The 24,556-nt window shown below is 57.1% G+C and carries 17 protein-coding genes; 1 reads left to right on the top strand and 16 read right to left on the bottom strand.

Features of this window, described 5'->3' with window-relative positions; genetic code table 11:
* Nucleotides 1-60: 60 nt before the first annotated feature.
* From GEOB_RS01205 to GEOB_RS01170, 8 genes are all read right to left on the bottom strand, one after another.
* Nucleotides 61-906 (bottom strand): 3-hydroxybutyryl-CoA dehydrogenase, encoded by an 846-nt coding sequence (locus GEOB_RS01205; RefSeq protein WP_012645345.1) that lies wholly within the window; start codon nt 904-906, stop codon nt 61-63.
* Nucleotides 907-1,026: 120 nt separating this feature from the next.
* Nucleotides 1,027-2,202, bottom strand: coding sequence for a thiolase family protein (locus GEOB_RS01200; protein ID WP_012645344.1), 1,176 nt, complete (start codon nt 2,200-2,202; stop codon nt 1,027-1,029).
* A 246-nt stretch (nt 2,203-2,448) separates the two neighbouring features.
* The gene (locus GEOB_RS01195) at nt 2,449-3,261 is read right to left on the bottom strand and encodes an enoyl-CoA hydratase-related protein (RefSeq protein WP_154650531.1); all 813 of its coding nucleotides are present in this window, start codon (nt 3,259-3,261) and stop codon (nt 2,449-2,451) included.
* A 160-nt stretch (nt 3,262-3,421) separates the two neighbouring features.
* Complete coding sequence (locus tag GEOB_RS01190) at nt 3,422-4,267, bottom strand: class I SAM-dependent methyltransferase (RefSeq protein ID WP_012645342.1); 846 nt, start codon at nt 4,265-4,267, stop codon at nt 3,422-3,424.
* Between the two features lie 69 nt (nt 4,268-4,336).
* Nucleotides 4,337-6,604, bottom strand: coding sequence for an NADP-dependent malic enzyme (locus GEOB_RS01185; protein ID WP_012645341.1), 2,268 nt, complete (start codon nt 6,602-6,604; stop codon nt 4,337-4,339).
* Between the two features lie 128 nt (nt 6,605-6,732).
* On the bottom strand, nt 6,733-8,808 hold the full coding sequence (gene oadA, locus GEOB_RS01180; RefSeq protein WP_012645340.1) for a sodium-extruding oxaloacetate decarboxylase subunit alpha: 2,076 nt from the start codon (nt 8,806-8,808) through the stop codon (nt 6,733-6,735).
* A gap of 114 nt (nt 8,809-8,922) precedes the next feature.
* Entirely contained in the window at nt 8,923-10,680 is a 1,758-nt protein-coding gene (locus GEOB_RS01175) for an acyl-CoA carboxylase subunit beta (protein ID WP_012645339.1), read from the bottom strand.
* A gap of 87 nt (nt 10,681-10,767) precedes the next feature.
* Nucleotides 10,768-11,925, bottom strand: coding sequence for an acyl-CoA dehydrogenase family protein (locus GEOB_RS01170; RefSeq protein ID WP_012645338.1), 1,158 nt, complete (start codon nt 11,923-11,925; stop codon nt 10,768-10,770).
* Nucleotides 11,926-12,528: 603 nt separating this feature from the next.
* Between GEOB_RS01170 and GEOB_RS01165 the strand changes: the two genes are divergently transcribed.
* The gene (locus GEOB_RS01165) at nt 12,529-13,326 is read left to right on the top strand and encodes an IclR family transcriptional regulator (RefSeq protein ID WP_012645337.1); all 798 of its coding nucleotides are present in this window, start codon (nt 12,529-12,531) and stop codon (nt 13,324-13,326) included.
* A gap of 115 nt (nt 13,327-13,441) precedes the next feature.
* On the opposite strand, the gene GEOB_RS01160 is transcribed toward GEOB_RS01165, so the two are convergent.
* The 8 genes from GEOB_RS01160 to GEOB_RS01125 all read right to left on the bottom strand — a co-directional run bounded on the left by GEOB_RS01160 (nt 13,442) and on the right by GEOB_RS01125 (nt 24,499).
* Nucleotides 13,442-14,056, bottom strand: a complete 615-nt coding sequence (locus tag GEOB_RS01160; protein ID WP_012645336.1) for a 2Fe-2S iron-sulfur cluster-binding protein — start codon at nt 14,054-14,056, stop codon at nt 13,442-13,444.
* A 2-nt stretch (nt 14,057-14,058) separates the two neighbouring features.
* A complete protein-coding gene (locus GEOB_RS01155; protein WP_012645335.1) occupies nt 14,059-15,972 on the bottom strand; it encodes an NADH-quinone oxidoreductase subunit NuoF in 1,914 nt (637 codons plus the stop codon).
* Nucleotides 15,973-15,981: 9 nt separating this feature from the next.
* Nucleotides 15,982-16,455: a complex I 24 kDa subunit family protein gene (locus tag GEOB_RS01150; protein ID WP_230199001.1), complete on the bottom strand. Its 474-nt coding sequence runs from the start codon at nt 16,453-16,455 to the stop codon at nt 15,982-15,984.
* Between the two features lie 21 nt (nt 16,456-16,476).
* Nucleotides 16,477-17,244, bottom strand: coding sequence for a hydrogenase iron-sulfur subunit (locus tag GEOB_RS01145; RefSeq protein ID WP_012645333.1), 768 nt, complete (start codon nt 17,242-17,244; stop codon nt 16,477-16,479).
* Between the two features lie 131 nt (nt 17,245-17,375).
* Nucleotides 17,376-20,432, bottom strand: coding sequence for a CoB--CoM heterodisulfide reductase iron-sulfur subunit A family protein (locus GEOB_RS01140; protein ID WP_041267243.1), 3,057 nt, complete (start codon nt 20,430-20,432; stop codon nt 17,376-17,378).
* Between the two features lie 388 nt (nt 20,433-20,820).
* On the bottom strand, nt 20,821-21,993 hold the full coding sequence (locus GEOB_RS01135; protein WP_012645331.1) for a (Fe-S)-binding protein: 1,173 nt from the start codon (nt 21,991-21,993) through the stop codon (nt 20,821-20,823).
* Nucleotides 21,993-22,529, bottom strand: coding sequence for a 4Fe-4S binding protein (locus GEOB_RS01130; protein ID WP_012645330.1), 537 nt, complete (start codon nt 22,527-22,529; stop codon nt 21,993-21,995). Before GEOB_RS01130 ends, GEOB_RS01135 begins: the two co-directional genes overlap by 1 nt.
* A gap of 56 nt (nt 22,530-22,585) precedes the next feature.
* Nucleotides 22,586-24,499 (bottom strand): aldehyde ferredoxin oxidoreductase N-terminal domain-containing protein, encoded by a 1,914-nt coding sequence (locus GEOB_RS01125; protein ID WP_012645329.1) that lies wholly within the window; start codon nt 24,497-24,499, stop codon nt 22,586-22,588.
* Nucleotides 24,500-24,556: the final 57 nt, after the last annotated feature.

Raw genomic sequence — 24,556 nt, 5'->3', positions numbered from 1 at the left:
GCGAATACAAGATTCGCCCCTACGATCCGGCAAATAGCGATTTTCGCCCATGCGATTCTATCAATATGTGTAAAAGCCGCGCCCCGCCTTCTTGCCCAGGTAGCCGGCTTCAACCATTTTCACCAGCAGTGGACAGGGGCGATATTTCGTATCCTTAAAACCTTCATAGAGCACATTCATGATGGCCAGACAGGTGTCGAGGCCGATGAAATCGGCCAGGGTCAGGGGGCCCATGGGCTGATTGGTGCCGAGCTTCATGGCCTTGTCGATATCTTCGACGGTGGCGACTCCCTCGAAAAGGGCAAAGGCTGCCTCGTTGATCATGGGAATGAGGATGCGGTTGACGATGAACCCGGGGTAATCGGCTGAAACCGCCATTTCTTTACCCAGTTTGGCTACCAGGGCGGCGGTAGCATCGAAAGTCTCGTCGCTGGTGGCCAGGCCGCGGATCACCTCCACCAGTTTCATCACCGGTACCGGGTTCATGAAATGCATGCCGATCACTTTGTCGGGACGGCCGGTAACGGCAGCGATACGGGTAATGGGAATGGAGGAGGTGTTGGAAGCAAGGATCGCCCCCTTTTTGACAATGCCGTCCAGCTGGCGGAAGATATCCAGCTTGAGGGTTTCCCGCTCGGTCACCGCTTCAATGGCCATGTCGCAGTCGGACAGGTCTCCCATGACCTTGGTGGTATGGATCCGTTTGAGAATGGCCGGGATGGAAGCGCTGTCCACTTCCCCTTTTTTTGCCTGGCGTTCCAGGTTCTTCTCGATGCCGGCAACTGCCTTGGCAAGTTGATCCTCTGCGATATCGAAAAGGACTACCTCTATCTCCTGTACCGCAAGGACATGGGCGATACCGCTCCCCATCTGCCCCGCACCCAAAACGCCTACTTTCTTGATCATGTTCGTCTCCCTCTGCAATAGTCAGAATGGTCACCCCCCTGCTCGCCGTAGCTCGCTTCCCCCCTATAAAAAACAGGGGGGATTGAGAGGGGGTCAATTGTCCACAACCGGGCGCTGGGGCTATACCCGCTCAAAAATCGCTGCGACCGCTTCTCCTCCGCCAATGCAAAGGGTGGCAAGGCCATAACGGGCATTCCTCTTGTGCAGTTCCCTTATAAGGGTAGCTGCCAGGCGTGCGCCGCTCGCTCCGAGGGGGTGGCCGATGGCGACCGCTCCACCGTTGACGTTGACCCGGGCAGGATCGATGCCCAGCTTCTTGATAGCCAAAAGCGGCACGGTGGCAAAGGCCTCATTGAGCTCGAAGAGATCGATGTCACCCACCTTGAGCCCTGCCTTGACCAATGCTTTTTCAATGGCTCCCACCGGCGCCTCGGTAAAGAGGTCGGGATGAATACTGTTGGTGGCATAGGCTAGCAAACGGGCCTTCGGCTTCAGGTTGTATTTCTTAACCGCTTCGCCGGATGCCAGCAGGGCTATCCCGGCGCCGTCGTTGATGGTGGATGCGTTACCAGCGGTGATGGTTCCCTCTTTGGCAAATGCGGCACGCAGCCCGGGCAGCTTGCCGATATCACCCTTGAGCGGCTCTTCATCCTCGGCAATCACCACCTCCCCCTGGCGCCCCTTTTTCACCACTGGCACTATCTCATCTTTGAACACGCCATCTTTAACCGCTGCTTGAGCTTTTTTATAGGAAGCGACGGCAAATTCATCCTGCTCGGCACGGCTCAGGCCGTTTTTGGCAGCATTGGCCTCGGCAATGACCCCCATATGGTTGCCGCTGTATGGATCCAACAGGCCGTCATTGACCATCAGGTCAACCACTTCACCGTTCCCCATACGGAAACCATTCCTCGCCTTGGGCAGGGCATAGGGTGCCTGGGACATGTTCTCCATGCCGCCGGCCAGCACAACGTGGGCGTCTCCCAGACGTATTGCATCGGCCCCGAGCATAATCGCTTTCAGGCCGCTGCCGCACACCTTGTTGATGGTCATTGCCGGTACCGAGTCGGGGAGGCCGCCATAACGCAGAGCCTGCCTGGCGGGAGCCTGACCGCTTCCCCCGGAAAGCACCTGACCGATAATCACCTCATCCACAGCTTCGGGACTGAGAGCCGCTCTCTCCAGCAGCTCCTTGATGACTGCAGCAGCCAGACGCGGCGCATCCACGTCGGCAAGCGCACCACCAAACGATCCCAGCGGCGTACGCAATGACTCAACGATAAAAACTTCACTCATATCAGCCTCCTCAGCTATGTAGGTGAGGTTCCCGGTCCAGAGTCCCCACTAAAATATCCATGCCTTTTGTAACGTTGTTCTTAAATTTAGTATACAAACTATTAAGTAAATAGGTACCACAATACTAATTTTCGGTCAAGAAAAAATCTGCTTTGTATAACACTATTCTAAAAAATTCTGCACCAGAGAATATCGCCGTCGGGTCCGAGATACTGTCCGCCCTTGTTTCTCCCGCAAATCGGCTCATTATCGCCCCCTGTAGGAAGGTGGTCTCTTTTCCAGGAAAGCGTTGACCGCTTCCAGATGATCCTCCGTGTGATGGGCCATTGTCTGGAAGCAGGCGCATAAATCGAGAAAATCCGGTAGCTCGCTGCGCTGGGCCAGTTTCATCATCCGTTTGGTCAACCGCAGCGTAAGGGGTGGCTTGGCGGCAATCTGCCCGGCCAGTTCCATTGCTCGCGGCATCAGTTCCTCCGGCTCCACCACTTCGAGGAATATCCCAAGTTGCAGCGCCTCGTCGGCCTTGACGATTCTTCCGGTAAAAGTCAGCTCGGCAGCCCGCTGATAGCCAATCAGCCGCTGCATGAACCATGCGCCACCATCTCCCGGAGTGATACCGAGATTGATGAAGGCCTCTCCCACCTGGGCCTTTGTTGAAGCGATGCGGATGTCACACATGCAGGCCAGGTCGAACCCGGCACCGATGGCCGGGCCATTGACGGCGGCAATAACCGCCACCTCCGCCTTATGCAGGGCGAGTGGAATCTGCTGTATTCCACGCCGGTAGTGGTCCTGAATCTCCATGGGCGATCCGGCAAAGCTCCCGCTTTGCGACTGCATCTCCTTGACGTTACCGCCTGAAGAAAACGCCGTCCCTTCCCCAGTGATAACCAGGACCGAGACCTCTGGTTCATTATTCACCCAGTTCACCGTCTGCACGATATCGTCGATCAGGGCCGTGCCGGTCAGTGCATTGCGCACGTCATGGCGCTGCAACGTCAATACGGCGATCCGCTTCTCCACAGCAATGGATGAATCCTTCAGCGTCGGCAAGACCATTTTTTCGGCTGTTGTCTGCATACTTCCCCCTGAGTCTGCTTGGGCAATTTCACCAGGCAGATCGTTCAGCGTGGGCAGCAGGACCATTTTCGCTGCTGATTTATTCATACTCCCCCCTGAGTCTGCATTGGCTGCCTGACATCATAGCACACCCCCATGATTATGCCAGCAGCGGGCGGCGGACGACAGCTTCAACCAGGGCAATACGCTCCTGTTGCAGGTTAAGAAACTGATTGTGCACCATTTTGCGAAAGTCCGTGCCCAGCAAGAGTTGCAGACCCAACAAGCCGGGATTGAGGTAGAGTCTTTCCTGCGTTGCCCGGGTCCATAGACGGGCCGCTTCCGTCACGTCTCGCCAGATATGTATATCGAACCCTGTCTCGGTTATCGTGTCCACCAGTACCTGGGAAGCAACCAGAAAACTGGTGGCGGTATCCCTCGCCCAAGGAACCGGAAACAGCACCTCTCCCCCCGGACCGGCAAGAATATCATACATGGCGAGTCGCCCCCCCGGCTTAAGCACACGATAAACTTCCCGATAAAAGCTGGATTTGTCCGGGATGTTCATGGTCATGTGCTGGGTCCAGACAAGGTCGAACGACCCGTCTGGAAAAGGAATCTCAAGGGCGTTTCCCTGGATGAATGTTACCCGCGAGTCAAGCCCGAGACGCCGGGTGAGAGTGGTGGCAACCTGACAATACTGGGCATTCAAATCCAGGCCCACGACACTGCAGCCAAACTCCTTTGCAAGATAACGGGAAGCCCCACCAAGGCCACTCCCCAGATCCAGCACCTGCATATCCCTGTCAAGCTTGATATCCATTGCAAGCTGAGAGGTCGCCTTCAAACCACGAACATGAAACTGATCGATCGGGGCCAGGTCTTCAGCCTTGAGACGATCGGGATCTTTTCCGGCTGCAACCAGTGCGTTCAAGATTGTGGTTTCAAGGTCGTTATGTCCGTAATGGGCTTCTACGGTATCGAAATATGCGGCTGTCGAATGCATGGCTTCACGCTCCTCTTCATCAATCCCCCCTATAAGTAGGGGGAAAGCGAACCTTGGTGAGCAGGGGATCTATGGTCTGCCATTGTTCTGGGCATCCACTACTGCGATGGCAGCCATATTGACGATATCCATGACGTCATCACCACGCTGCAGGATATGGACCGGCTTGTTCATCCCCATCAGGATCGGGCCGATGGCTTCTGCCTCTCCCAGTTTATTGAGCAGCTTATAGGCGATGTTTCCTGAAGTCAGGTCGGGAAAGATGAGGATATTCGCCGCTTTCTTCAGGGTGGAGAAGGGAAAGCTCGACTGCAGAATTTCCGTAACCACCGCCGTATCCGCCTGCATCTCACCGTCAATGATCAGCCCGGGCTCCTTTTCCTTGACCAGTTCAACCGCCAGTCTCACCTTGTCTGCCTGGGGATGGCGCACGGAACCGAAGTTGGACATGGAAAGCATGGCGACACTCGGCTCAACCTCAAGCATGCGTGCCATTTCAGCAGTCAGAATGGCCGTTTCCGCCAGTTCCTGGGCATTTGGGTCGATGCAGACGGTGGTGTCGGCCAGGAAGTAGAGTCCTTTTTTGAAGACCATGATGTAGAGGCCATGGACACTGGAGAGCCCCTCCTGCTTGCCGATCACCTGCAAGGCGGGGCGGATGGTCTCAGCGTAGTTGGCGTCAATACCCGCCAGGAGCGTGTCGGCATCACCCTGACGCACCATCATGCACCCGAAATGGGTACGGGACTTGCGGGACATGAGGCGCTGGGATTCGGAGAGGGTGAGCCCCTTGCGCTGCCGCAAGCGGTAAAATTCGTCCGCATAGCCATTGGCCTTGTCGGAGTTGGCCGGGTCGATGATCGTCACCCCGCCGTTCAGGTCAATCCCCAGCTCCTGCAGGGTCGCACGGATTTTCTTTTCACTCCCCAGAAGAATCGGCCGTGCAATCCCCTGTTCCACCAGCACCTGTGCGGCACGGAGGATTTTCTCGTTCTCGCCCTCTGGGAAGACGATGCTCTTGGGATCGCACTTCGCCTTGTTGATGATCATGCGCAAGGTTTCTTTTGCTTTTCCCTGCAGGGATTCCAGCGCCTCCACGTACTTGTCCATATCCGGGATCGGCTGCCGGGCCACCCCTGAATCCATGGCCGCCTTGGCAATGGCCGGTGCAACACGCATCAGCGCCCGCGGATCGAAGGGTTTGGGAATGATATAGTCCCGGCCGAAGCTGAACTTGACGTTGCCGTAGGCACGGCAGACCGAATCGGGGCACTCCTCGCGGGCCAGCTCCGCCAGGGCGAAGACGGCAGCTTTTTTCATCTCTTCATTGATGGTCGTAGCCCGCACGTCCAGTGCCCCGCGGAAGATGAAGGGAAAGCCGAGCACATTGTTGACCTGGTTTGGGTAGTCGGAGCGGCCAGTGGCGATCAGTACATCACCGCGCACCTTACGGGCCTCCTCGGGGGTGATCTCCGGATCGGGATTAGCCATGGCGAAGATGATGGGATTGACCGCCATGGTGCGCACCATCTCGGGGGTAAAGGCTCCCTTGGAGGAAAGTCCGAACATGACATCACAATTAACGGCGGCCTCTTCAAGGGTGCGCAGCGGCGTATCGACGGCGAAATGCTCCTTGTATTTGTTCATCCCTTCGGTGCGGCCTTTGTAGATGACCCCCTTGGTGTCGCACATGATTATGTTTTCCCGCTTGACCCCAAGGGAGACTACCAGGTTTGCACAGGCAATAGCTGCGGCACCGGCTCCATTGACCACGAGGCGAATATCCTCTATCTTTTTCCCAACCAGTTCCAGGGCATTGATGAGACCGGCTGCGGAGATGATCGCCGTACCGTGCTGATCATCATGGAAGACCGGGATATTCATGGTCTTCTTCAGTTCTTCCTCGATGTAAAAGCATTCGGGAGCCTTGATGTCCTCCAGGTTGATCCCGCCAAAGGTCGGTTCGAGCAGTTGCACGGCGCGGATGATCTCATCCGGATTTTCGCTGTTCAGCTCGATGTCGAAGACGTCCACGTCCGCAAAGCGCTTGAAGAGCACCCCTTTCCCTTCCATGACCGGTTTTCCGGCAAGAGCCCCGATGTTGCCCAGGCCCAGGACCGCGGTACCGTTGGAGACGACCGCAACCAGGTTACCTTTGGCCGTGTACTGATATGCATCTTCAGGCGTCTGCTCAATGGCCAGACAGGGCTCAGCCACTCCGGGTGAATAGGCAAGAGACAGGTCCTGTGCGGTCTGGCAAGGTTTGGTGGCAATGACTTCGATCTTCCCTTTGCGGCCGGTCGAGTGGTATTCAAGTGCTGCGGATTTTTTGCTCATCGTTATCTTCCTCAGCCCTTACTGCTGCATATTTATGGAGTCAATGTCGGGCTTCTCACCCCCTGACCCGACGGATCAGGGGGTGATTCAGTTTGGATTTGTGAAACGAATGAAGATCGGTCAAAAGCTTAGTCCAGAGTCAGCAGGACCTGTCCTATGTCAACGGCATGCCCTTCCTGAATGAGGAGCTGACCGACGATGCCGTCCTTGTCGGCAAATATTTCATTCTCCATCTTCATAGCTTCGAGAATGAGGAGGAGATCCCCTTCCTGCACCTTCTGCCCCGGTTTGACCTCGATTTTCCAGACATTGCCAGCAAGGGGAGCGGTGACGCCGTTTTTGGGTGCTGCCGCGCCTGCAGCGGCCGGAGCTGCAGCGGTTGCAACCAGTGCGGCAGCGTCGCTGATCAGGGTCACCAGGGGCTGGCCGATATCCACGGCATTGCCCTCCTGGATGTGGATCGTGCCGACGATGCCGTCCCGGTCGGCAAAAATCTCGTTCTCCATCTTCATTGCCTCAAGGATCAGCAGCAGATCCCCTTCCTTGACCTCCTGGCCGGGGTCGACCTCGATCTTCCAGACATTGCCCGCCAGGGGAGAGACGATATCGAATCCGCCGGCTGAAGCGGCCGGGGCTGCGGCTGCGGCCCCTGCTGCGGCATTGGCGGCAGCTGCCGCGGCGGCTGCTGCGGCGCCGGTGGCCTTGGCAACCTGCACGACAAAGGTCTGACCGCCGCCGGTGACGGTGAAAGTTTCTCCACCTGCAACCGCAGGAGCTGCGGCCTTGGCTGCCGGAGCGGCCTCTTCCCCGGTGGGAACCGGCTCAAACATGTCTGGGTTATCACGATGCTCCAGGAACTTGAGCCCCACCTGCTGAAAAAGGGCATAGGTGAGGACATCCTCCACCTCATGATCCCCGAACTTGAGGTTTTTGCCCTTCGCCAGTTCACGCAGCTCGGCGGTAAGCTTGTCCATCTCGTGGTCAAGCAGGTCTGCCGGACGGCAGGTGATCGGCTCGGCCCCGGCCAGGACCTTCGCTTGCAGCTCCTTATTGACCGGTGCGGAGGTGGCGCCGTACTCACCCTTGAGAACTGCAGCGGTCTCCTTGGTCATGGATTTGTAGCGCTCGCCGGTCAGGACGTTGATGACCGCCTGGGTGCCGACGATCTGCGAAGTGGGGGTGACCAGCGGGATCATGCCCAGATCCTCGCGTACCTTGGGGATCTCGGCCAGCACCTGATCCATCTTGTGGCCGGCATTCTGGTCTTTGAGCTGACTCTCCATATTGGTCAACATGCCCCCCGGCACCTGTGCCATGATGATCCTGGCATCGATACCCTTGAGGGACCCTTCGAATTTTGCATATTTCTTCCGCACCACGGTGAAGTAGTCGGCAATCTCCTGCAGAAGCGACATGTCGAGGCCGGTCGCTTGGTCCGTCTCGGACATGATGGCCACCAGAGCCTCGGTAGCGGAGTGGCCGTAGGTCATGCTCATGGAAGAAATGGAGGTATCGACATTTTCAACGCCGGCTTCAATGGCCTTGACATAGGTGGCGGTGGACATGCCGGTGGTGGCGTGGCACTGCATGTGGATCGGGATGTTGATCGATTTCTTCAGCTTCTTCACCAGCTCATAGGCGGTATAGGGGGAGAGCAGACCGGCCATGTCCTTGATGCAGAGTGAATGGGAGCCCATGTCTTCGATGCGCTTGGCCAGATCTACCCATTTGGGGATGGTATCCACCGGGCTGACCGTATAGGACATGGTCCCCTGGGCATGTTTACCCTGCTTGATGACCGCCTTGATGGCCGTATCCAGGTTGCGGGGGTCATTCATGGCATCGAAGACGCGAAAAACGTCGATACCGTTGAAGGCCGCCCGCTCCACGAACTTCTCCACCACGTCATCGGCATAATGGCGATAACCAAGGATGTTCTGGCCACGGAACAACATCTGCTGCGGAGTATTCGGCATGGCCTGCTTCAGTTTGCGGAGGCGCTCCCAGGGGTCCTCGCCGAGAAAACGGATGCAGGAGTCAAAGGTGGCTCCCCCCCACATCTCGATGGACCAGTAGCCCACCTTATCCAGTTTTTCACAGATGGGAAGCATGTCGTCCAGACGCAGACGAGTGGCGAAGAGGGACTGATGGGCGTCCCTGAGGACGACTTCGGTAATACCGAGTGGGTTCTTTCCTTTACTCATGTGCAGCTCCTTTCACAATATGTTTAAAAGTAATAACAACTCAAAAATGACCGTTCAGCAGGCGATGGGCAAAAAGCCCCGGCAGTGTCGTCCGGGGCTTTCCTGGTGCATGAATTATCCCTTGATGATGCGCGGCAAAAGCATTTGATGCACCGGCGTTATCGATCGTGGGTTCTGGTAGTTGGCCCCGGTAAAGGCCTGTATGTATTTGCGCAGGTCGGGCAGCGAGACGATCTCGTCAACGAAGCCTGTCTTGGCGCAATATGCCGGCCGTGACTTGTCCACGTAATCCTGGATCATCTGGTTCATCTTGTCCAGGGTCGGGGTCAGGTCGTTGCCCGCCTCATCTTCCTTGACCAGCCGCCGGGCGTAGGAAGCAGCGGCAGCGGTCTCGCCGTGCATGACGTAGATCTCGGTGAGAGGCGTACCAAGGGTGAAGGCATTGTTGTTGTTGGCCTGGGGGCCGCACATGATGTAGTGAGCCGCCGCCGTACCCTTCCGCAGGACGATGCACATCATGGAAAGCTCGGTCTGCTCGATGGAGTAGACCAGGGACTGGCCAAGGGCCAGCAGCTCCGCCTCTTCGGCCAGATCGCCCACGTCGATACCTGTGGTGTCCTGCAGCCAGACGATGGGCAGGTTATCACGGCCGCAGAGGGTGACGAATTCTCCCTGCTTGATGAGCCCCTGGCGGTAGTGCTTGCCCCCCACGGCCGGATAGGCGCCGTTGGCATATTCCGGATAACCGGGGAAAACCCCTTGGCGGTTGCCGATGAAGGCGACCGGGTAGCCGTCGATCTTGGCAATGCCGGTAAAGACTTCACGCCCGTAATCGGGGCGATATTCCATGAACTCGCTGTTATCGGTGAGCCGGGACAGAATCTGAATAGCGTCGTAAGGGCGCTTCTGGTTCGCCGGGAGGATCATGTTCAGATCCTCCACCGGAAACTTCGGCGGAGCAGGCTGGGCAACGCGGAACATGGCCGGATCGTAAGCGGGCATCATGCGCATATAATCCTTGATGCCGTCCAACACCCCCGTTTCACTGTCGTGAACCTCACGGAAATAGCCGGTATGGTCGAAGTGGGTCTCAACCCGCCCCGGATCCTTGGCCTTGAAGCTCTTGGTTCCGTCGATCAACGCCCGTGCCGCTTCGGCGTCGATATACCCCTTGGGATTCATCCCCCCGACGATGCCGGCGCCGCCGACAGCGATGTTGGCTCCCTCATGGGCCAGCAGGATGGTGGGGCTGATCCCCTGGTAGCCGCCTCCGGCCGGATTGGTGCCGTAGATGGCGTTCAGGATGGGAATTCCCAGATGGTTCAGGTCCGCATGGCGGTAGAACGGTGCCCCGCTGGAACGACGGCCAGCGTAGACCGTCTCCTGCTCCATGAGCTTGACGCCGCTGCAGTTGGTCAGCCAGACCAGCGGCACGTTGAGCCGCTTGGCCATGTCAGTGACCATGAGGATATTCTCCGACTGCCCGGCAATCCAGGCGCCGGCCATAACCTTGTTGTCAAAACCGATAATGACCGCCCACTTCCCCTCGATCTTGCCGATGCCGTTTACCACCCCGGTACATCCCTCTTCGTTGTCACGGGGATTGTAAAGGGAGTGCAATGGAGACCAGGTGCCGGGATCCACCAGGTATTCCAGGCGGTCGTAGATGGTCATCCCACCACGCTCGTGGACCTTCTTGGCGGGGATTCCCGCGTTTTTCACCCGCTCCGCCTCCTGGGCGAGAATTTTCTCCTGCTCCCGAACCAGATCGATGTTTTCCTGAGCGCGCTTTATTTCTGCCTCAGTGAGCGCCTTGCCAATCTCCGGCATTTTCTCGAAGTAGGGACGAAGCGGCGTTTGCTTGCGTGACATAACAAAACCCCTTTCAATGAATCAGGTAATAAATATCTGTTCTGAAGGCTGAGGATATGAATCACCTTCAGCCTTCTGCCTGTCTTACTAGCGATTGACCGTATCCCCGAGGGCCATGCCGGCGATAATCGTCTTCTGGATGTTGCTCGTCCCTTCCACCGTCCGGAGCGACATGGAATCACGCAGCCAGCGCTCTGCCGGGTACTCGGTGGAGAAGCCGTAGCTGCCGAAGATTTTCATGGTCTCGGTTGCCGCATGCACCGCCGCCTCGGAGGCAAAAAGCTTAGCCATGGAGGTCTGGTACTGGTTGGGCAGTCCCTGGTCTTTGAGCCAGGCCGCCTGGTAGACGAGGAGCTTGGCCGCCTCGTGCTCCGCCACCATTTCGGCGATGGAGGCCTGAATCATCTGATAGGAGCCGATCTTCTTACCGAACTGGGTCCGCTCATTGGCGTAACCGATGGCAGCCTCGATGGCGCCGCCACCGATGCCCAGCGCTCCGGCGGCGCAGCTGATGCGGGTGTTGTTCAACTGGTACATGCAGATCTGAAAACCTTGGCCCACTTCACCCAGGACCGAGTCCTTGGGAATCTTCGCCTGGCTGAAGGATATCTCGCCGGTGGGGGCGCAGTGGAGCCCCAGCTTGGTTTCGATGGGGGCGGTGATGATCCCCTCATTCCCTTTCAGGTTGACGATGAAGCAGGTCATTCCCTTGTACTTGGCGCTCTTGTCGGTCATGGCATAGACCAGGCCGTAGTCACCCAGATGGGCGTTGGAAATCCACATCTTCTGGCCGTTCAGTTCCCAATGATCGCCACGATCGATGGCAGTGGTTCCCATGCTGATGACGTCGGAGCCGGAATTGGGCTCGGTGATGGCGAAAAAGCCGAAATATTCACCACTGACCCATTTAGGAATGAAGCGCTCTTTCTGCTCCTTGGTGCCGAACTGGTTAACGGTGATGGATGGACCGATGTTCTGCATGTTGAGAGGCAGGCGAGATGACCCGCTAATCGTGGCAAGCTGTTCGGCGATGATGACCGACTCCAGGAACCCGCAGCCGTTACCGCCGTATTCCTCGGGGAGCGCACAGCCGAAGAAGCCGAGATCGGCCATCTTCTTCACCAGCTCCGGGCGAAAGGTGTGGTTCGCCTCGTCTTCCTTGAGTGTGGGCAAGATTTCCTTCTGGGCAAAATCCCGCGCCATGTCCTGCATCATCTTCTGCTCGTCAGTAAGTCCGAATCTCATGGTAATCTCCTTGCCTATGGTTAGTTACCGGTTTAGAACCTGCACCACCTGCCCATCTTGCCTGGCCTTGTGGCTATTTTAAAACACAGTCTCAGTTTGTTCTTTTGGTAAAGAAGTACCGCAATGCTTATTTTTTGTCAAGCGCTATTAAGAAATCGAGCTAATATGGCGTAGTATCTAACGTAAATGAAAATGAACTGCTGCCTTCAGCTACTTGCCTTGTACAAACTTATGTTTTATTAAATGTTTTTCTGCCCATGCCCCTGCATTTTCCAAAAGTGCGGGGTTTTTCCGCAAATTCGAATTCCACTATGCGGAACAATTGTTCTGAAATTTATGATATTCCAAAAAATATAAATTGCAAGTAAAATTTTTTTGTCGGCTTTTTCCTTACCAGATGCCTTGAATATTCCCTGAAATTGGGCAGTCACTCGGCCATTGGGGCCATCCGCTGAGACAGTTTCACCACTAACAGCAATTTCGTTGTGCGGAATTCTTCTACCATTTTACATTGATTGCTGTTGACACCATCCCCCCATTATGCAACTCTATGAACCAGATGCTTCGGCACCACAAAATCTGCAAGCAAGGGAGACAATCGGCATGACCATGGACCGGAAAACCAGAGACCCGGCGGAAGCGCGCAAGTTTGTGGAGGCGCTGGCACGGGGGCTTGAAGTGCTCAGCTGCTTTAATCCCAGCGACCGTTATCTGGGAAACCAGGACATTGCCAAGAGAACGAAGCTCCCCAAATCGACCGTTTCCCGGCTGACCTACACCCTCTCGGAGCTGGGCTATCTCAATTACTGCAAATCCGCCAACAAATACTCACTGGGGAACGCGGTCATTGCCCTCGGCTACGCAAAACTGGGGCAGATGGATATTCGCCGCATTTCCCGCCCCCTGATGCAGGCCCTGGCCGAGCACACCCAAGCGTCGGTCAACCTGGGCATCCGCGACCATCTGAACTTGATCTACATCGATACCTATCGCAATACTTCGACTCTCACGGTGCAGCTGGATGTGGGTTCGCAGATTCCCATCGCCACCACCTCCATGGGGAGGGCCTACCTCTGCGTCATGCCCGAGGATGAGCGGAACGAGCTGCTGGAAGAGATCAAGGTCAGCGACGAGCAGAACTGGCCAACGGTAAAGGCAGGGTTCGACCAGGCAATGGCAGAGTACCGGCAGTTCGGCTACTGCACCAGCCTCGGCAACTGGCGCACCGAAGTGCACGCCGTTGCCGTCCCCCTGGTTCTCGAGGACGGCACCATCATGGGATTCAGCTGCAGCGGCGCCTCCTTTCAGCTGTCGCGGCAGCTGATCGAAAGCGACATCGGTCCGCGGCTCATTAATCTCGTTGGCAACGTGCGGACCGCCCTCTCCTTTGCCCGTAACTGAACTTCCGGCCAGTCCTCGCCTGTACTACCGTAAATGCAACAGGCCTTGATAGGTGATGAAATCTCACCTTCAAGGCCTGTTTTTTTGTGATCAGCGCTACAAAACTTGGAATTGCTTACCGTCCGGATTCGGCCGCTTCAGTCGGTACAGCCGCGGTCATCCCTTCAGTGAGAACGAAGGCAGCCTGGAGCGCAGAGGTGGGGCAGAGGGGAAAACATTCCCTGCACTTCCAGCATTCGGCGGCCGCTATTTTCGGAATGAAGCAGATCCTCTTTTTGGCGCCCCGGTCGATGAACCCCAGGGCATTTTTCTTCTTCACCTCGGTGCAGTAGCGTACACAAAGGCCGCAATGAATGCAGAAGGACTGGTTTCTTTTGAACCGATCCCGGTCTGCGCCATACTCCTCAGCCAACGCCACCAGTTTTTCCGAATCGGGTGCATGGGCCAGCATCATCTCCACCAGCGCCTGGCGAATCCTGGAAAGCTTTTCGCTCCGGGTGCGCACGACGACATTTTTTTCGGCCGGATAGGTGCAGGCGGCAACGACCATCGTCCTGCCGTTGGCTTCCACCTCCACTGAGCAGACCCGGCACCCCCCATAGGGTTCCAGCTTGTGGTGGTGACAAAGGGTGGGAATGGCTATTCCCACGCTCTCGGCTGCTTCGAGAATGGTCGCACCTTCCTTTACCGTAACCTCTCTGCCATCTATTTGTAAGACCAGTTCGCTCATGGCTATTTGCTCCCCCTGACTATTGTTCTCGCCTCTTCCGGCAATGGGGGTGGGACTACCTCGCCCAGTATCCGCGTCACCGCTGCGAAGCGGGGGGGGCAGGCCTGCAGGCAGGCCCCGCACTTGGTGCATTTTGCCTGGTCGACCATGTGGATCTGGTTCTTTCCCCCTTCAATCGCCCCTGCCGGGCATTTTTTGCCGCAGCTCGTGCATGCCTGGCACTTCTCCGGCTCAATATAGTAGGAGAAGAGGCTCTTGCAGGTGAAGGCAGGGCATTTCCCCTCCATGTGGGCCTGATATTCATCCCGGAAATGTTTCAGGGTGCTCAGCACCGGGTTCGGTGCACCCTTGCCCAGGGCACACAACGAGGCGCTGGAAACCTCGGTAAGCTGCTCCAGAAGCTCCAGGTCACCCTTTTTCCCTTTCCCATGGGTCAGGTCATTCAGGATGGCAAGCATCTGTTGAATGCCTTCGCGGCAGGGGACACATTTGCCGCATGACTCTTCTGCCAGAAAGGAGAGGAAAAACCTGGCGAAATCCACCATGCAGGTCTCTTCATCGAGGACGATCATGCCGCCGGACCCCATCATGGAGCCGGCCTTGGTGAGCTGGTCGAAATCGACCTCCATGTCCAGGAGCGATTCGGGCATGCACCCCCCCGCCGGGCCACCGGTCTGCACCGCCTTGAACTTCTTCTCTCCGGGAATGCCGCCGCCGATCTTGTAGACGATGTCCCGCAGGGTTATCCCCATGGGCACTTCAACCAGCCCGGTGTTCTTGACCTTGCCCACCAGGGAGAATATTTTGGTGCCTTTGCTCCCCCCGGTGCCTACGGAAGCGAAGGCGGCCGGGCCCTTGTTGATAATAAGAGGAATATTGGCCCAGGTCTCCACGTTGTTGATGTTGGTCGGTTTGTTCCACAGCCCCCTCACGGCAGGAAAAGGGGGTCTCGGTTTCGGCTCCCCCGTCTTCCCCTCCAGGGAGCGGATCAAGGCTGTTTCTTCGCCGCAGACAAAGGCGCCTGCCCCTTGGGCCACCTCCACCGTGAAATCGAAGCCCGATCCCAGGATATTTTTCCCCAGGAAGCCATATTCCTCAGCCTTCTGGATGGCGAGGGTGATATTGTGCACGGCCAGGGGGTATTCCTGACGCACGTAGAGAAAACCTTCATGGGCGCCGATGGCATAGGCGCCGATAATGAGCCCTTCCAGGACCGCATGGGGGCTCCCCTCCAACAGCGCCCGGTCCATGAATGCCCCGGGGTCACCCTCGTCGGCGTTGACAACCACGTATTTCACCGGATCAGGTGCATTGCGGGTGAATTCCCACTTGTTCCCCGAGGGAAAGCCGCCACCACCGCGCCCCCGAAGCCCCGATTCCTTCACCAGCCCCACCACCTGCTCCGGCTTCATCTGGCAGACAGCTTTTTCCAAGGCAGTGTAACCGCCGATGGCGATGTAGTCGTCGATGCTGGTCGGGTCGAGCTTGATGTTGTTGCCGATCAAAAGCCGCAACTGATTCTTGTAAAAGGGGATATCCATCTCATGGACGACCCGCTCACCGGTCACCTGATCCACATAGAGCAGCCGGTCGATGATCTTCTTCTCCATGACGCTGGCGATGACCTCTTTGGCGTCAGTCGGCTGCACCTTGAGATAGCAGGTCTCCTCCGGGTAGATGACGATCAGGGGACCCCGCTCGCAGAAGCCGGGACAACCGGTTTCCCTTACTTCGATCCTCTGTTCCAGCCCCTGCTCCTTGATTTCGCTTTTCAAGGCGGCCACCAGTTTGGCGGCGCCGAGGGCAAGGCAACCGGAGCCGGTGCATACGGCAATGCAGGGGCGGTTCGGATCCCTGGACGACAGGATTTCCTTCCTCAATGCTTCGAACTCGACAGTCGAATTTATCTTTGCCATGGCCTTCCCTTACTCGTAGGTTTTCAACACGTCTTCCACCTGGGTTGCGGCCAGGTTACCGTGGTAATCGCCATCCACCACCATTACCGGTCCGAGGGCACAGCAGCCGATGCAGTTGACGGTTTCCAGGCTGAACTTGAGATCGACGTCGGTCTCTCCCGGCTTGATACCGGTCACATCTTCAACGGTATCGAGAACACCCTGGGCACCACGGACATGGCAAGCGGTTCCCATGCAGACATGGACCTCGTGACGCCCCTTGGGGACCAGGCTGAACGACTTGTAAAAGGTGGTGATATGCTGGATCTGATTCATGGGTACGTTCAGTCGCTCGCTGACCCGTTCCAGAACTTCCTTGGGGAGCCAGTGGTTTTCACTCTGGATGGCAATCAATATCTGAATGAGCGAACTGGCTTTGCAGCCATGGGTGTCGATAATCTGGTCAATCCTGTCCCTGTCCATAGTCGTGCCCTCTTTTCTCATTTAGCCCCGTCACCGGTCGGATCAGGCGACGGCATAGCGTTTCTCGGTTTCGTTGTAGCGGATCAAGCCCTGTTGCGATGAAACATTGAGGCATCTTGCCACCTCCGCCGGCTCCAGCCTCAACACCTCGGCAATTTGCCTGGTCGTCAGCGGTTTTCTCCCCAGGAGCGTGAGAATCTGGCTGATGGCCAGATTTTCGGCGATCACCCCACGGATCAGGGCATCCACCTCCGGGCTACTGAAGAATTTCGTATATTCTTCTTCCGTCTTAAACCGTACCCGCAACCGCTCCCGTTCAACCAGCTTGAGGAAGGGGAGTATCTTCTTCACTGCGGCAAATTTCAGCTTCAGGGCCTCTTTTTCTATGCCCTCGCTGGAACCGATCGGCCCCAGTTCCTTCAGTCTGCGACCGAAGTCGTTCATCACCTCGGCGTAGCGCATCCCCTCTGAGGCGGAAACCCATTCGAGACGCAGCCGGTCGGGATTGATTCCTACCTCTTCGAGGACTCTCTTGGCCAGGTGCATCATGCTCAGGGCATCGTAATTGCCTTCGGTGACATAATGGCACTCGCCAAGCCAGCAGCCACCAATGAATACCCCGTCGGCACCCCGGGAAAAGGCGCGCAGCACAAAGTCCAGGTCGACCCTGCCCGAGCACATCACGCGGATGATCTTTGTTTCAGTTGTATATTGCAGTCTGGAAACTCCAGCCAGGTCGGCAGCGCCGTACGCTCACCACGTGCACAAAAAACCGACGACCCGCGGTTTAAATTCAAGGGCTGCTGTCATGCTCGTTCTCCTTTCTAAACAATAGCTCCCCCCTTTATAAAAGGGGGGTTGGGGGGATTTGGGCAATATGAATCAAATCCCCCTAAATCCCCCTTTCTCAAAGGGGGACTTTACATCTTGGTTATTTGTTCTCACTCCCACCCCGGCGTCGCCGCATCGATCTGGGACCAAATCTCCTGGTTCGTGTAGTGCTTCAGGTAGATGGCACCGGTCGGGCACTTGGTGTTGCACAAGCCGTCTCCCTTGCACAGGGCCGGATTCACCGTGGCCTCCTTGCCAAAAGGTGTGTCGACCAGTTCTATGGCATCATATTTACAGGCGGTAATGCAGGCCGCGCACGCCACGCAGTTGCTCCTGGTCACATCGCAGACCGCACCGGAGGCGGTGACCGAGTCGCGGGTGAGCAGGTTGACCGTGCGGCCGGCAGCACCGTATGCCTGGCTGATGGTCTCCGTGATATGTTTCGGATAGTGGGCAAGGCCGCAGAGGAAGATGCCGTCGGCGCCGAAATCGACCGGCCGCAGCTTGACATGGGCCTCCTGAAAGAAGCCGTCCGTGTTCATGGCCACCTTGAACAGCTTGGCCATCTCCTGGCTCGCGGCCGACGGGACAACGGCAGCGGCAAGGACCAGCAGATTGGCATCTATGGCCAGCTTCTGGCCGAGAACCGGGTCCGGTACGGTTACCCGAATGATGGGGCGCCCCCCCTCCGTGGCTGCTTCAACCAGGGGTTTGCCGGCGGGCTCATAGCGGATGAATTTCACGTCTTTGTTGGCGGCTTCCCGGTAGTAGTCTTCCCTGAATCCGTAGGTCCTCATGTCCCGGTAGATGACGTAGATCTCCATCTCCGGGTTGAGTTCCTTGAGCTTCAGGGCGTTCTTGATGGACTGGCTGCAGCAGACACGGCTGCAGTAGTTCTTCCATTCTTCCCGGCAGCCGACACACTGGATCATGACCAGGGTCTGGGCACCCAGGGTCTGTTCGTCCCCCTTGGCGATCCGCTCCTCCAGTTCAAGGGACGTAAGAACCTGGTCGTTCTGCCCGTAGAGGTATTCCGTGGGCTTGTATTCATCGGCGCCGGTGGCGAGGATGGCGGCGCCATGGGCGATCTCCCGGCGACGTCCTTCGGAGATGACAGTGGTGACAAAGTTTCCCACATAGCCGGATACGTCAGTGATGGTGGCGTCAAGGGAGATGTGAATCAGCGGGTGGCGGTATACCTTGCGGACCAGGTCGTCCAAAAGGGGCTGAACCTCAAGCCCGTCCAAAGTGTAGTGGAGCCGGCGGGCCATTCCCCCCAAGTCGGATTCCTTCTCAACCAGATGCACCTGGAAACCGATGTTGGCCATGCTCAGGGCGCTGGTCATGCCGGCAATGCCACCCCCAACCACCAGGGCAGTCTTGTTCACCGGCAGCTGGAACTCCTGCAGCGGCTCCAGGTGGGCTGCCCTGGCCACGGCCATGCGGACGATGTCCTTGGCCTTTTCGGTGGCGCCTTCCTTGTCCTTGGAGTGGACCCAGGAGCAGTGCTCCCGGATGTTGGCGAATTCGAAATAGTACTGGTTCAACCCCGCTTCCCGGCAGGTATCCCGAAAGAGCGGTTCGTGGGTCCGGGGGGTGCAGGCTGCCAGCACCACGCGGTTCAGGTTGTGCTCGACGATGGCATCCGCTATGAGCTGGGCGTTTTCCGTGGAACAGGCAAACATGTTGCGCTCGGCGTAGACCACGTTGGGGAGACCGGCGGCATATTCGACCACGGCGGGGGTATCCACCACCCGGCCGATGTTGGCGCCGCACAGGCAGACGACCACGCCGATCCTGATCTCTTCTTTAGCTACATCTTTCTCCGGTGGATATACCCGCTCCCGGGAAAGGTCGCCGCGCCGATAGGAGAGGAGTTCGCTGCACAGGGCATTGGCGCCGCCGGCAGTCACCACCGATTCTGGAATATCGGCCGGGCCGGTAAAGGCGCCGCTCACATAAATGCCGGGACGGGTGGTTTCAATGGCGTTGCCGGGCCTGGTTTTGCAGAAGCCGTACTCGTTGAGCTCGATACCGAAGGTGGTGGCCATGGTCTGGACGTCGGCCGGCGGGTTGAGGCCAACCGAGAGGACCACCATATCGAATTCTTCTTCCTTCACCCCCTGGTCGAAGGTGGAATAGCGGATGCTGACGTTCCTGGTTTCCGGGTTCTCCCTGCCGATGGAGACGTAGCTTCTGATGAAGCGCACGTCGGAGAGCTTTTCGGCCCGCTGGTAGAAACGCTCGAATTCCTTGCCGAAGGCGCGGATGTCGTTGTGGAAGATGGTGGCTTCCATGCCGGGGTCATGATCTTTGGTGAGAATCACCTGCTTCTGGGTATAGGCACAGCAGACCGCCGAGCAGTAGCTGTTCCCCCCCTCTGGATTCACCTGGCGAGAGCCGACACACTGGATCCAGGCGATTTTGTGGGGATGTTTCTTGTCCGAGGGACGGCTGATCGTCCCCTCGTAGGGACCGGTGGAACTGAGAATCCGCTCGTAGTCCAGGCTGGTCACCACATTCTCGAAGACACCGTAACCGTAGTCGCTCCTGAGCTTGGGGTCAAAGGTCTCGAAGCCGGGAGCGAGGACGATGGCCCCTGCGTTCACTTCCATCAGCTCTTCTTCCTGATGGAGGTCGATGGCGTTTGGTTTGCAAACCCCCACGCAAATGGTGCACGAGCCGTCTTTAAGATAAAGACATGCCTCCGGGTCCACATACGGAATCAGCGGCAGTGCCTGGGAAAAATGGATATGGATGGCCTTGTTGTCGGAAATATTCTGGTTGTACCTGTCAGGGACCTTGGCCGGGCAGTATTCCACGCAGAGGTTGCACCCCGTGCACTTCTCCTCCACAACGTAGCGCGGCTTCTTCACCAGGGTGACCTTGAAGTTCCCCGCCTTTCCCTTGACGCTCTCCACCGCCGTATAGGTCAGGATCTCGATGTTGGGATGCCTGCTGCATTCGTTGAACTTGGGAGATTCGATGCACATGGAGCAGTCGTTGGAGGGGAAGGTCTTGTCCAGCTGCGACATCTTGCCGCCGATGGCCGGCGCCTTATCGACCAGATAGACCTTGAAGCCGCTATTGGCAAGATCGAGTGCAGCCTGGATACCGCTGATACCGCCGCCGACCACGAGAACGTCTATGAATTTTTTTTGTGCCATGTCATTTCCCACCGTAAGCATCCCTTTAGTTTGGTTCATCCGGTAATTCTGTGAAAAAAGGCAGTCGCGACATCGTCCGTTCGCTCTGTCGCCACAGCTGCGGACCTTGCGGTGCCGTCCTCATGAGGGCACACGATGCTGAAATTTGATAGGCTGCCTCCGTTCCACATGCGGCGGGTGTCCGCTCGCCGCTGTAGCTCGTCACTCTCTCCCGATGCCACGACTGCTTTCCCTGAAAATGTCTGAAGAACCTTAATTTGCTATTTGGGTTTAGAAGCCACACCGTACACCCTCCCCCGGCCACTCCCATCGAAGAAAGAGGGGCTCAAATCCCCTTTCCTCCTAGTGGGAGAGGGTGAGGGGGAAAAGTCAGCCTCCATGAATTTTTCTACATCAGCTCCTCGAGAATCTCCGTGATATCCTTGATTTCCAGGACCACCCCCTCATCGAGGGAGAGCCTGCTGTCCTCAAAATTGGTAATGCAATAGGGGCAGGAGGTGGCGAGCACCTCGGCCCCCACACTGACCGCCTGTCCCACGCGCAGGTCTGAAAAACGCTCTTCTTTCGGCGTTTCCACCCATATTCTGCCGCCTCCCCCGCCGCAGCAGAGGCTGTTTTCCCGTGAATCGGCCATCTCCACCAGCTCCAACCCGGCTATCCGCTTCAGGATCTCCCGCGGCTGGTCATAGATGCCGTTGTGGCGCCCAAGGTAACAGGGATCGTGATAGGTGACCTTCTTTGGGCATTCCTTGCTGAGTTTCAGCCTGCCGTCCTTGATCAACTGGTTCAGGTAATCGGTGACGTAGACGACTTCGAAGTTAACCATGAATTCGGGATACTCGTTTTTGAAGGTATGGTAGCTGTGGGGGGAGGAAACGAGGATCTTTTTGACGCCGTTATCGATGAAGTTCTGGATGTTCTCCTTGGCCAGCTTGGTGAAAAGCTCCTCGTTGCCGGTCTTGCGGATGCTTTCCCCGCAGCAGTTCTCTCTTTCGCCGAGAATGCCGAATTTCACCCCGGCCTTGTTGAGGACGTTCGCCGTGGCAGCAGCCACCTTTTTCAACCTGGGGGCATAGCTCAGGTAGCAACAGGAGAAATAAAGGACCTCCATCTCCTTGGTAAAGGGTTTGACCGACAATCCCTGCGCCCAGTCCCCCCTGTTCTTCCGCTCGTCATTGAAAGGGTTTCCTTCTCCCATCAGCCCCACGCTCACCGTGCGCAGCGGCTCCACGGCGGCAGGAAACACCTCGTTCTGGGTGGCGATCCTGCGTAAAGCTACCCCCGATTCGATCTGTTTCACACCCCTCGGGCAGTTCTGGGGACACCTGCCGCAGGTACTGCAGCGCCAGATGTCTTCGCTTTCGATCTCCGTCAGTCCCAGACTGGCCTGACGGACCAGTTTGCGCATACTGAAGGTGCGAACTCGATTCCATGGGCAGACGGAATCGCACTTGCCGCACTGGTAACAGAACTTGAAGGGATCTCCGCCTTCTTCCTTGATGACATCGATGATCTCTTTAAATGGAGCAACAGTTTCCACTTTCAGTTCCTTTTTGTGCATCAGTCATTCTGCAGGCGGGCGATGGTATCCAGCACCTTTTGGGCTCCATGCTTGTGGAGCAGGGATTTCAGTCCTACCTCCACCTCACCCAATGCAGGTTCTTCCTCAGCCCGTTCCTCTTCACGCACTTCATAGGTCAAGGCGCCGGGTCGGCAAACCTGGACACACAGGGGCGTTTCTTCCTCCTCACACATGTCGCATTTCAGGGGGAGGCCGGAATCGGGCTCCTTGAACAGGTCCCGCGAAGGGCAGGAAGCCGGGCAGAAGTTGCACTCGCTGTATTGCTTGCCATGGATCTTGAAGGTCTGTCTGCCCGTGCACTCGGCCGGCGTATATTCAGCGGCCCGTAGCGGCACATAGACATCATTGACCAGATCCTGGACCACCCGGATGCGGGACCGGGCCGGGTTGAAGCTGCTGTATTTGGGGCTGGCATGAAACCCGGAGCATGCCACCTCGCAGGCACGGCACCCGATGCATTTATCAAGATCCACCTTTACTTCCTTGACCATCTTCTTCTTTGGCTGATCGCTCATGGCTGCTATCCTCTTGACTGTAGTTCTACATTTTACTGCCGGGATCTCCCTGCCCCTCAGGCGGCCGGCAGGATTCCCCGAGCGATGAAGTCTTCGCTCACATACTGAAGCTGCAATCGGTCCAGCGTCTCCCTGGTGGGGATACCGTCACTGGTCCACCCCTTGAACTCGTAATAGGCGTCCAGGTGCTTCTGTTCCATCTCGGGGTCCCGTATCTTCCAATGGTCCTCCGGCGGCTTCTCCACATTCCGCCTCAGTCCTCTTCTGATGTTGAGTGCCCGCACCAGGTTGCGATTCCTTCTGGATATTTCCAGGAGCCCGTCGGAATCGAGCTCGATACCGGCCGCCAGCCCGATGATCTGGGGGAGGTTGAACAGATGATATGGAGGGGACCCGCCGAACTGCCCGCGGAAGGACGACAGCCACGCACAGGTGCCGATGGCATCGTCCACGTAGTGCATCGCCTCGTTCCAGTCACAGACATTAACCGAGGCCTCAATGGGCATGTGCTGCTTTGGCTCCCACTCCAGCAGCCATTTCTTGAACCGCTCCGGCGCGGCGGACCAATTCTCGACAAATTTCCTGCGCTTTTCCGGATTGGCAATGGGGGCCTGGGGAAAGGAGCCTTCGATCTGGGTGATGTTCATCTTTTCGCCGGTGCAGTACATGAGGAAGAAAGGGTAATTGACCACACCCAGCTTGAGCGGCACCTGCTCAACCTTTTTCGTAGTGTTGTGGTCGTATGCCTCGGCACCTTTGCCTATTATACGGGCGGCCTGATAGACGCCATTGGCCAGCACGTCGCCGATCCCTTCACGATGCACGACTTTGTCCAGGAGATAGAAGAACCTTCCCGCACCGTCGGCAGGGAAATCAGGAAGATCCTTCTCGGTCAGTATGCCCGCCTCGTAGAGCTCAATGGCAAAGGCAAGCACCTGAGGCGTTGAAAACCCATCCATGCCATAGGCGCTGGTCAGCCCCAGGATGTTGTAATTGAAGTCGATCTCCTCGAAGGCTGCCATGCTGTAGGTAAGCTTGTTGAAGCACTTGAGAAAATAGGTATGGCGCCCCGGATAGGAGATGGTGTAGTGGCAATCCTTCGGACAGTTGTAGCAGCCGGAATCACGGGTGCGGACCTCTTTCCAGAGCCCCACCCACTGTTCCTCGCGCTCTTTGTTCCAATAGTCTTTTCTCCGGGTGCGTGCATTGCCCCAGGCAAAGTTGTCCACATGGAAACTTTCATTGTGGTCATGGGCCATGGGGTCGCCGCAGTTCTTGTTATCATAAATTTCCTGATACTTGCCGCGACACAATTCCCAGAGCTCTGCCGCACCGGAAACATACACATCCTTTGTCCCGCGTACCGCAATCGCCTTCAGCCGTTTGGCCCCCATGACCGCGCCCACCCCGTGACGGGATGCGCTGGAGTTGGCATGTTCGATGGTGGCCTGAAACACTTTGTTTTCACCTGCCAGCCCGATGGCTGCGACCTGTAGCTTCGGCTCCTTCAGTTCTTTCTGCAGCAGGGTTGCGACCTCCTGGCAACCCTTGCCCTGAAGATGGCCTGCATCTCGGATCTCGACCGTGTCGTTGTTGATGTAGAGATAGACCAGACTGGGTGATTCGCCGCTGATGATGATTTTGTCATAGCCGGCAAATTTCAGTTCCGGCCCGAACCACCCCCCCATCAGCGAATTGACATAAAGCCCGGTCAGGGGGGAAAAGGTGCTGACGGAGGTGCGGTTGGCACCGGGCACCGGGGTGCCATGGAGGAGCCCCGTGCTGAAGATGAGTATATTTTCGGGGGAAAGAGGATCGGTTTCCGGCGGAACGCGATCCCATAGTATCCTTGCGGCCGTTCCCTGTCCCCCCAGGTGGAGCTCGGACAATTTCCGGTCGGTCGGCACCCTCTTCACGGTTCCCTGTGACAGATCAACCTCTAAATTAAACCCAGTCTCTGCGTACCTCATTGTCTACCTCTTCCGTTTGTTGATGTCTGCACTCGACGCCGCGTTCAGAATGTCCTT

This window comes from Geotalea daltonii FRC-32 (genome assembly GCF_000022265.1).
Classification (GTDB): Bacteria; Desulfobacterota; Desulfuromonadia; order Geobacterales; family Geobacteraceae; genus Geotalea; species Geotalea daltonii.
This window is presented reverse-complemented; position numbering and strand designations above follow the sequence as displayed.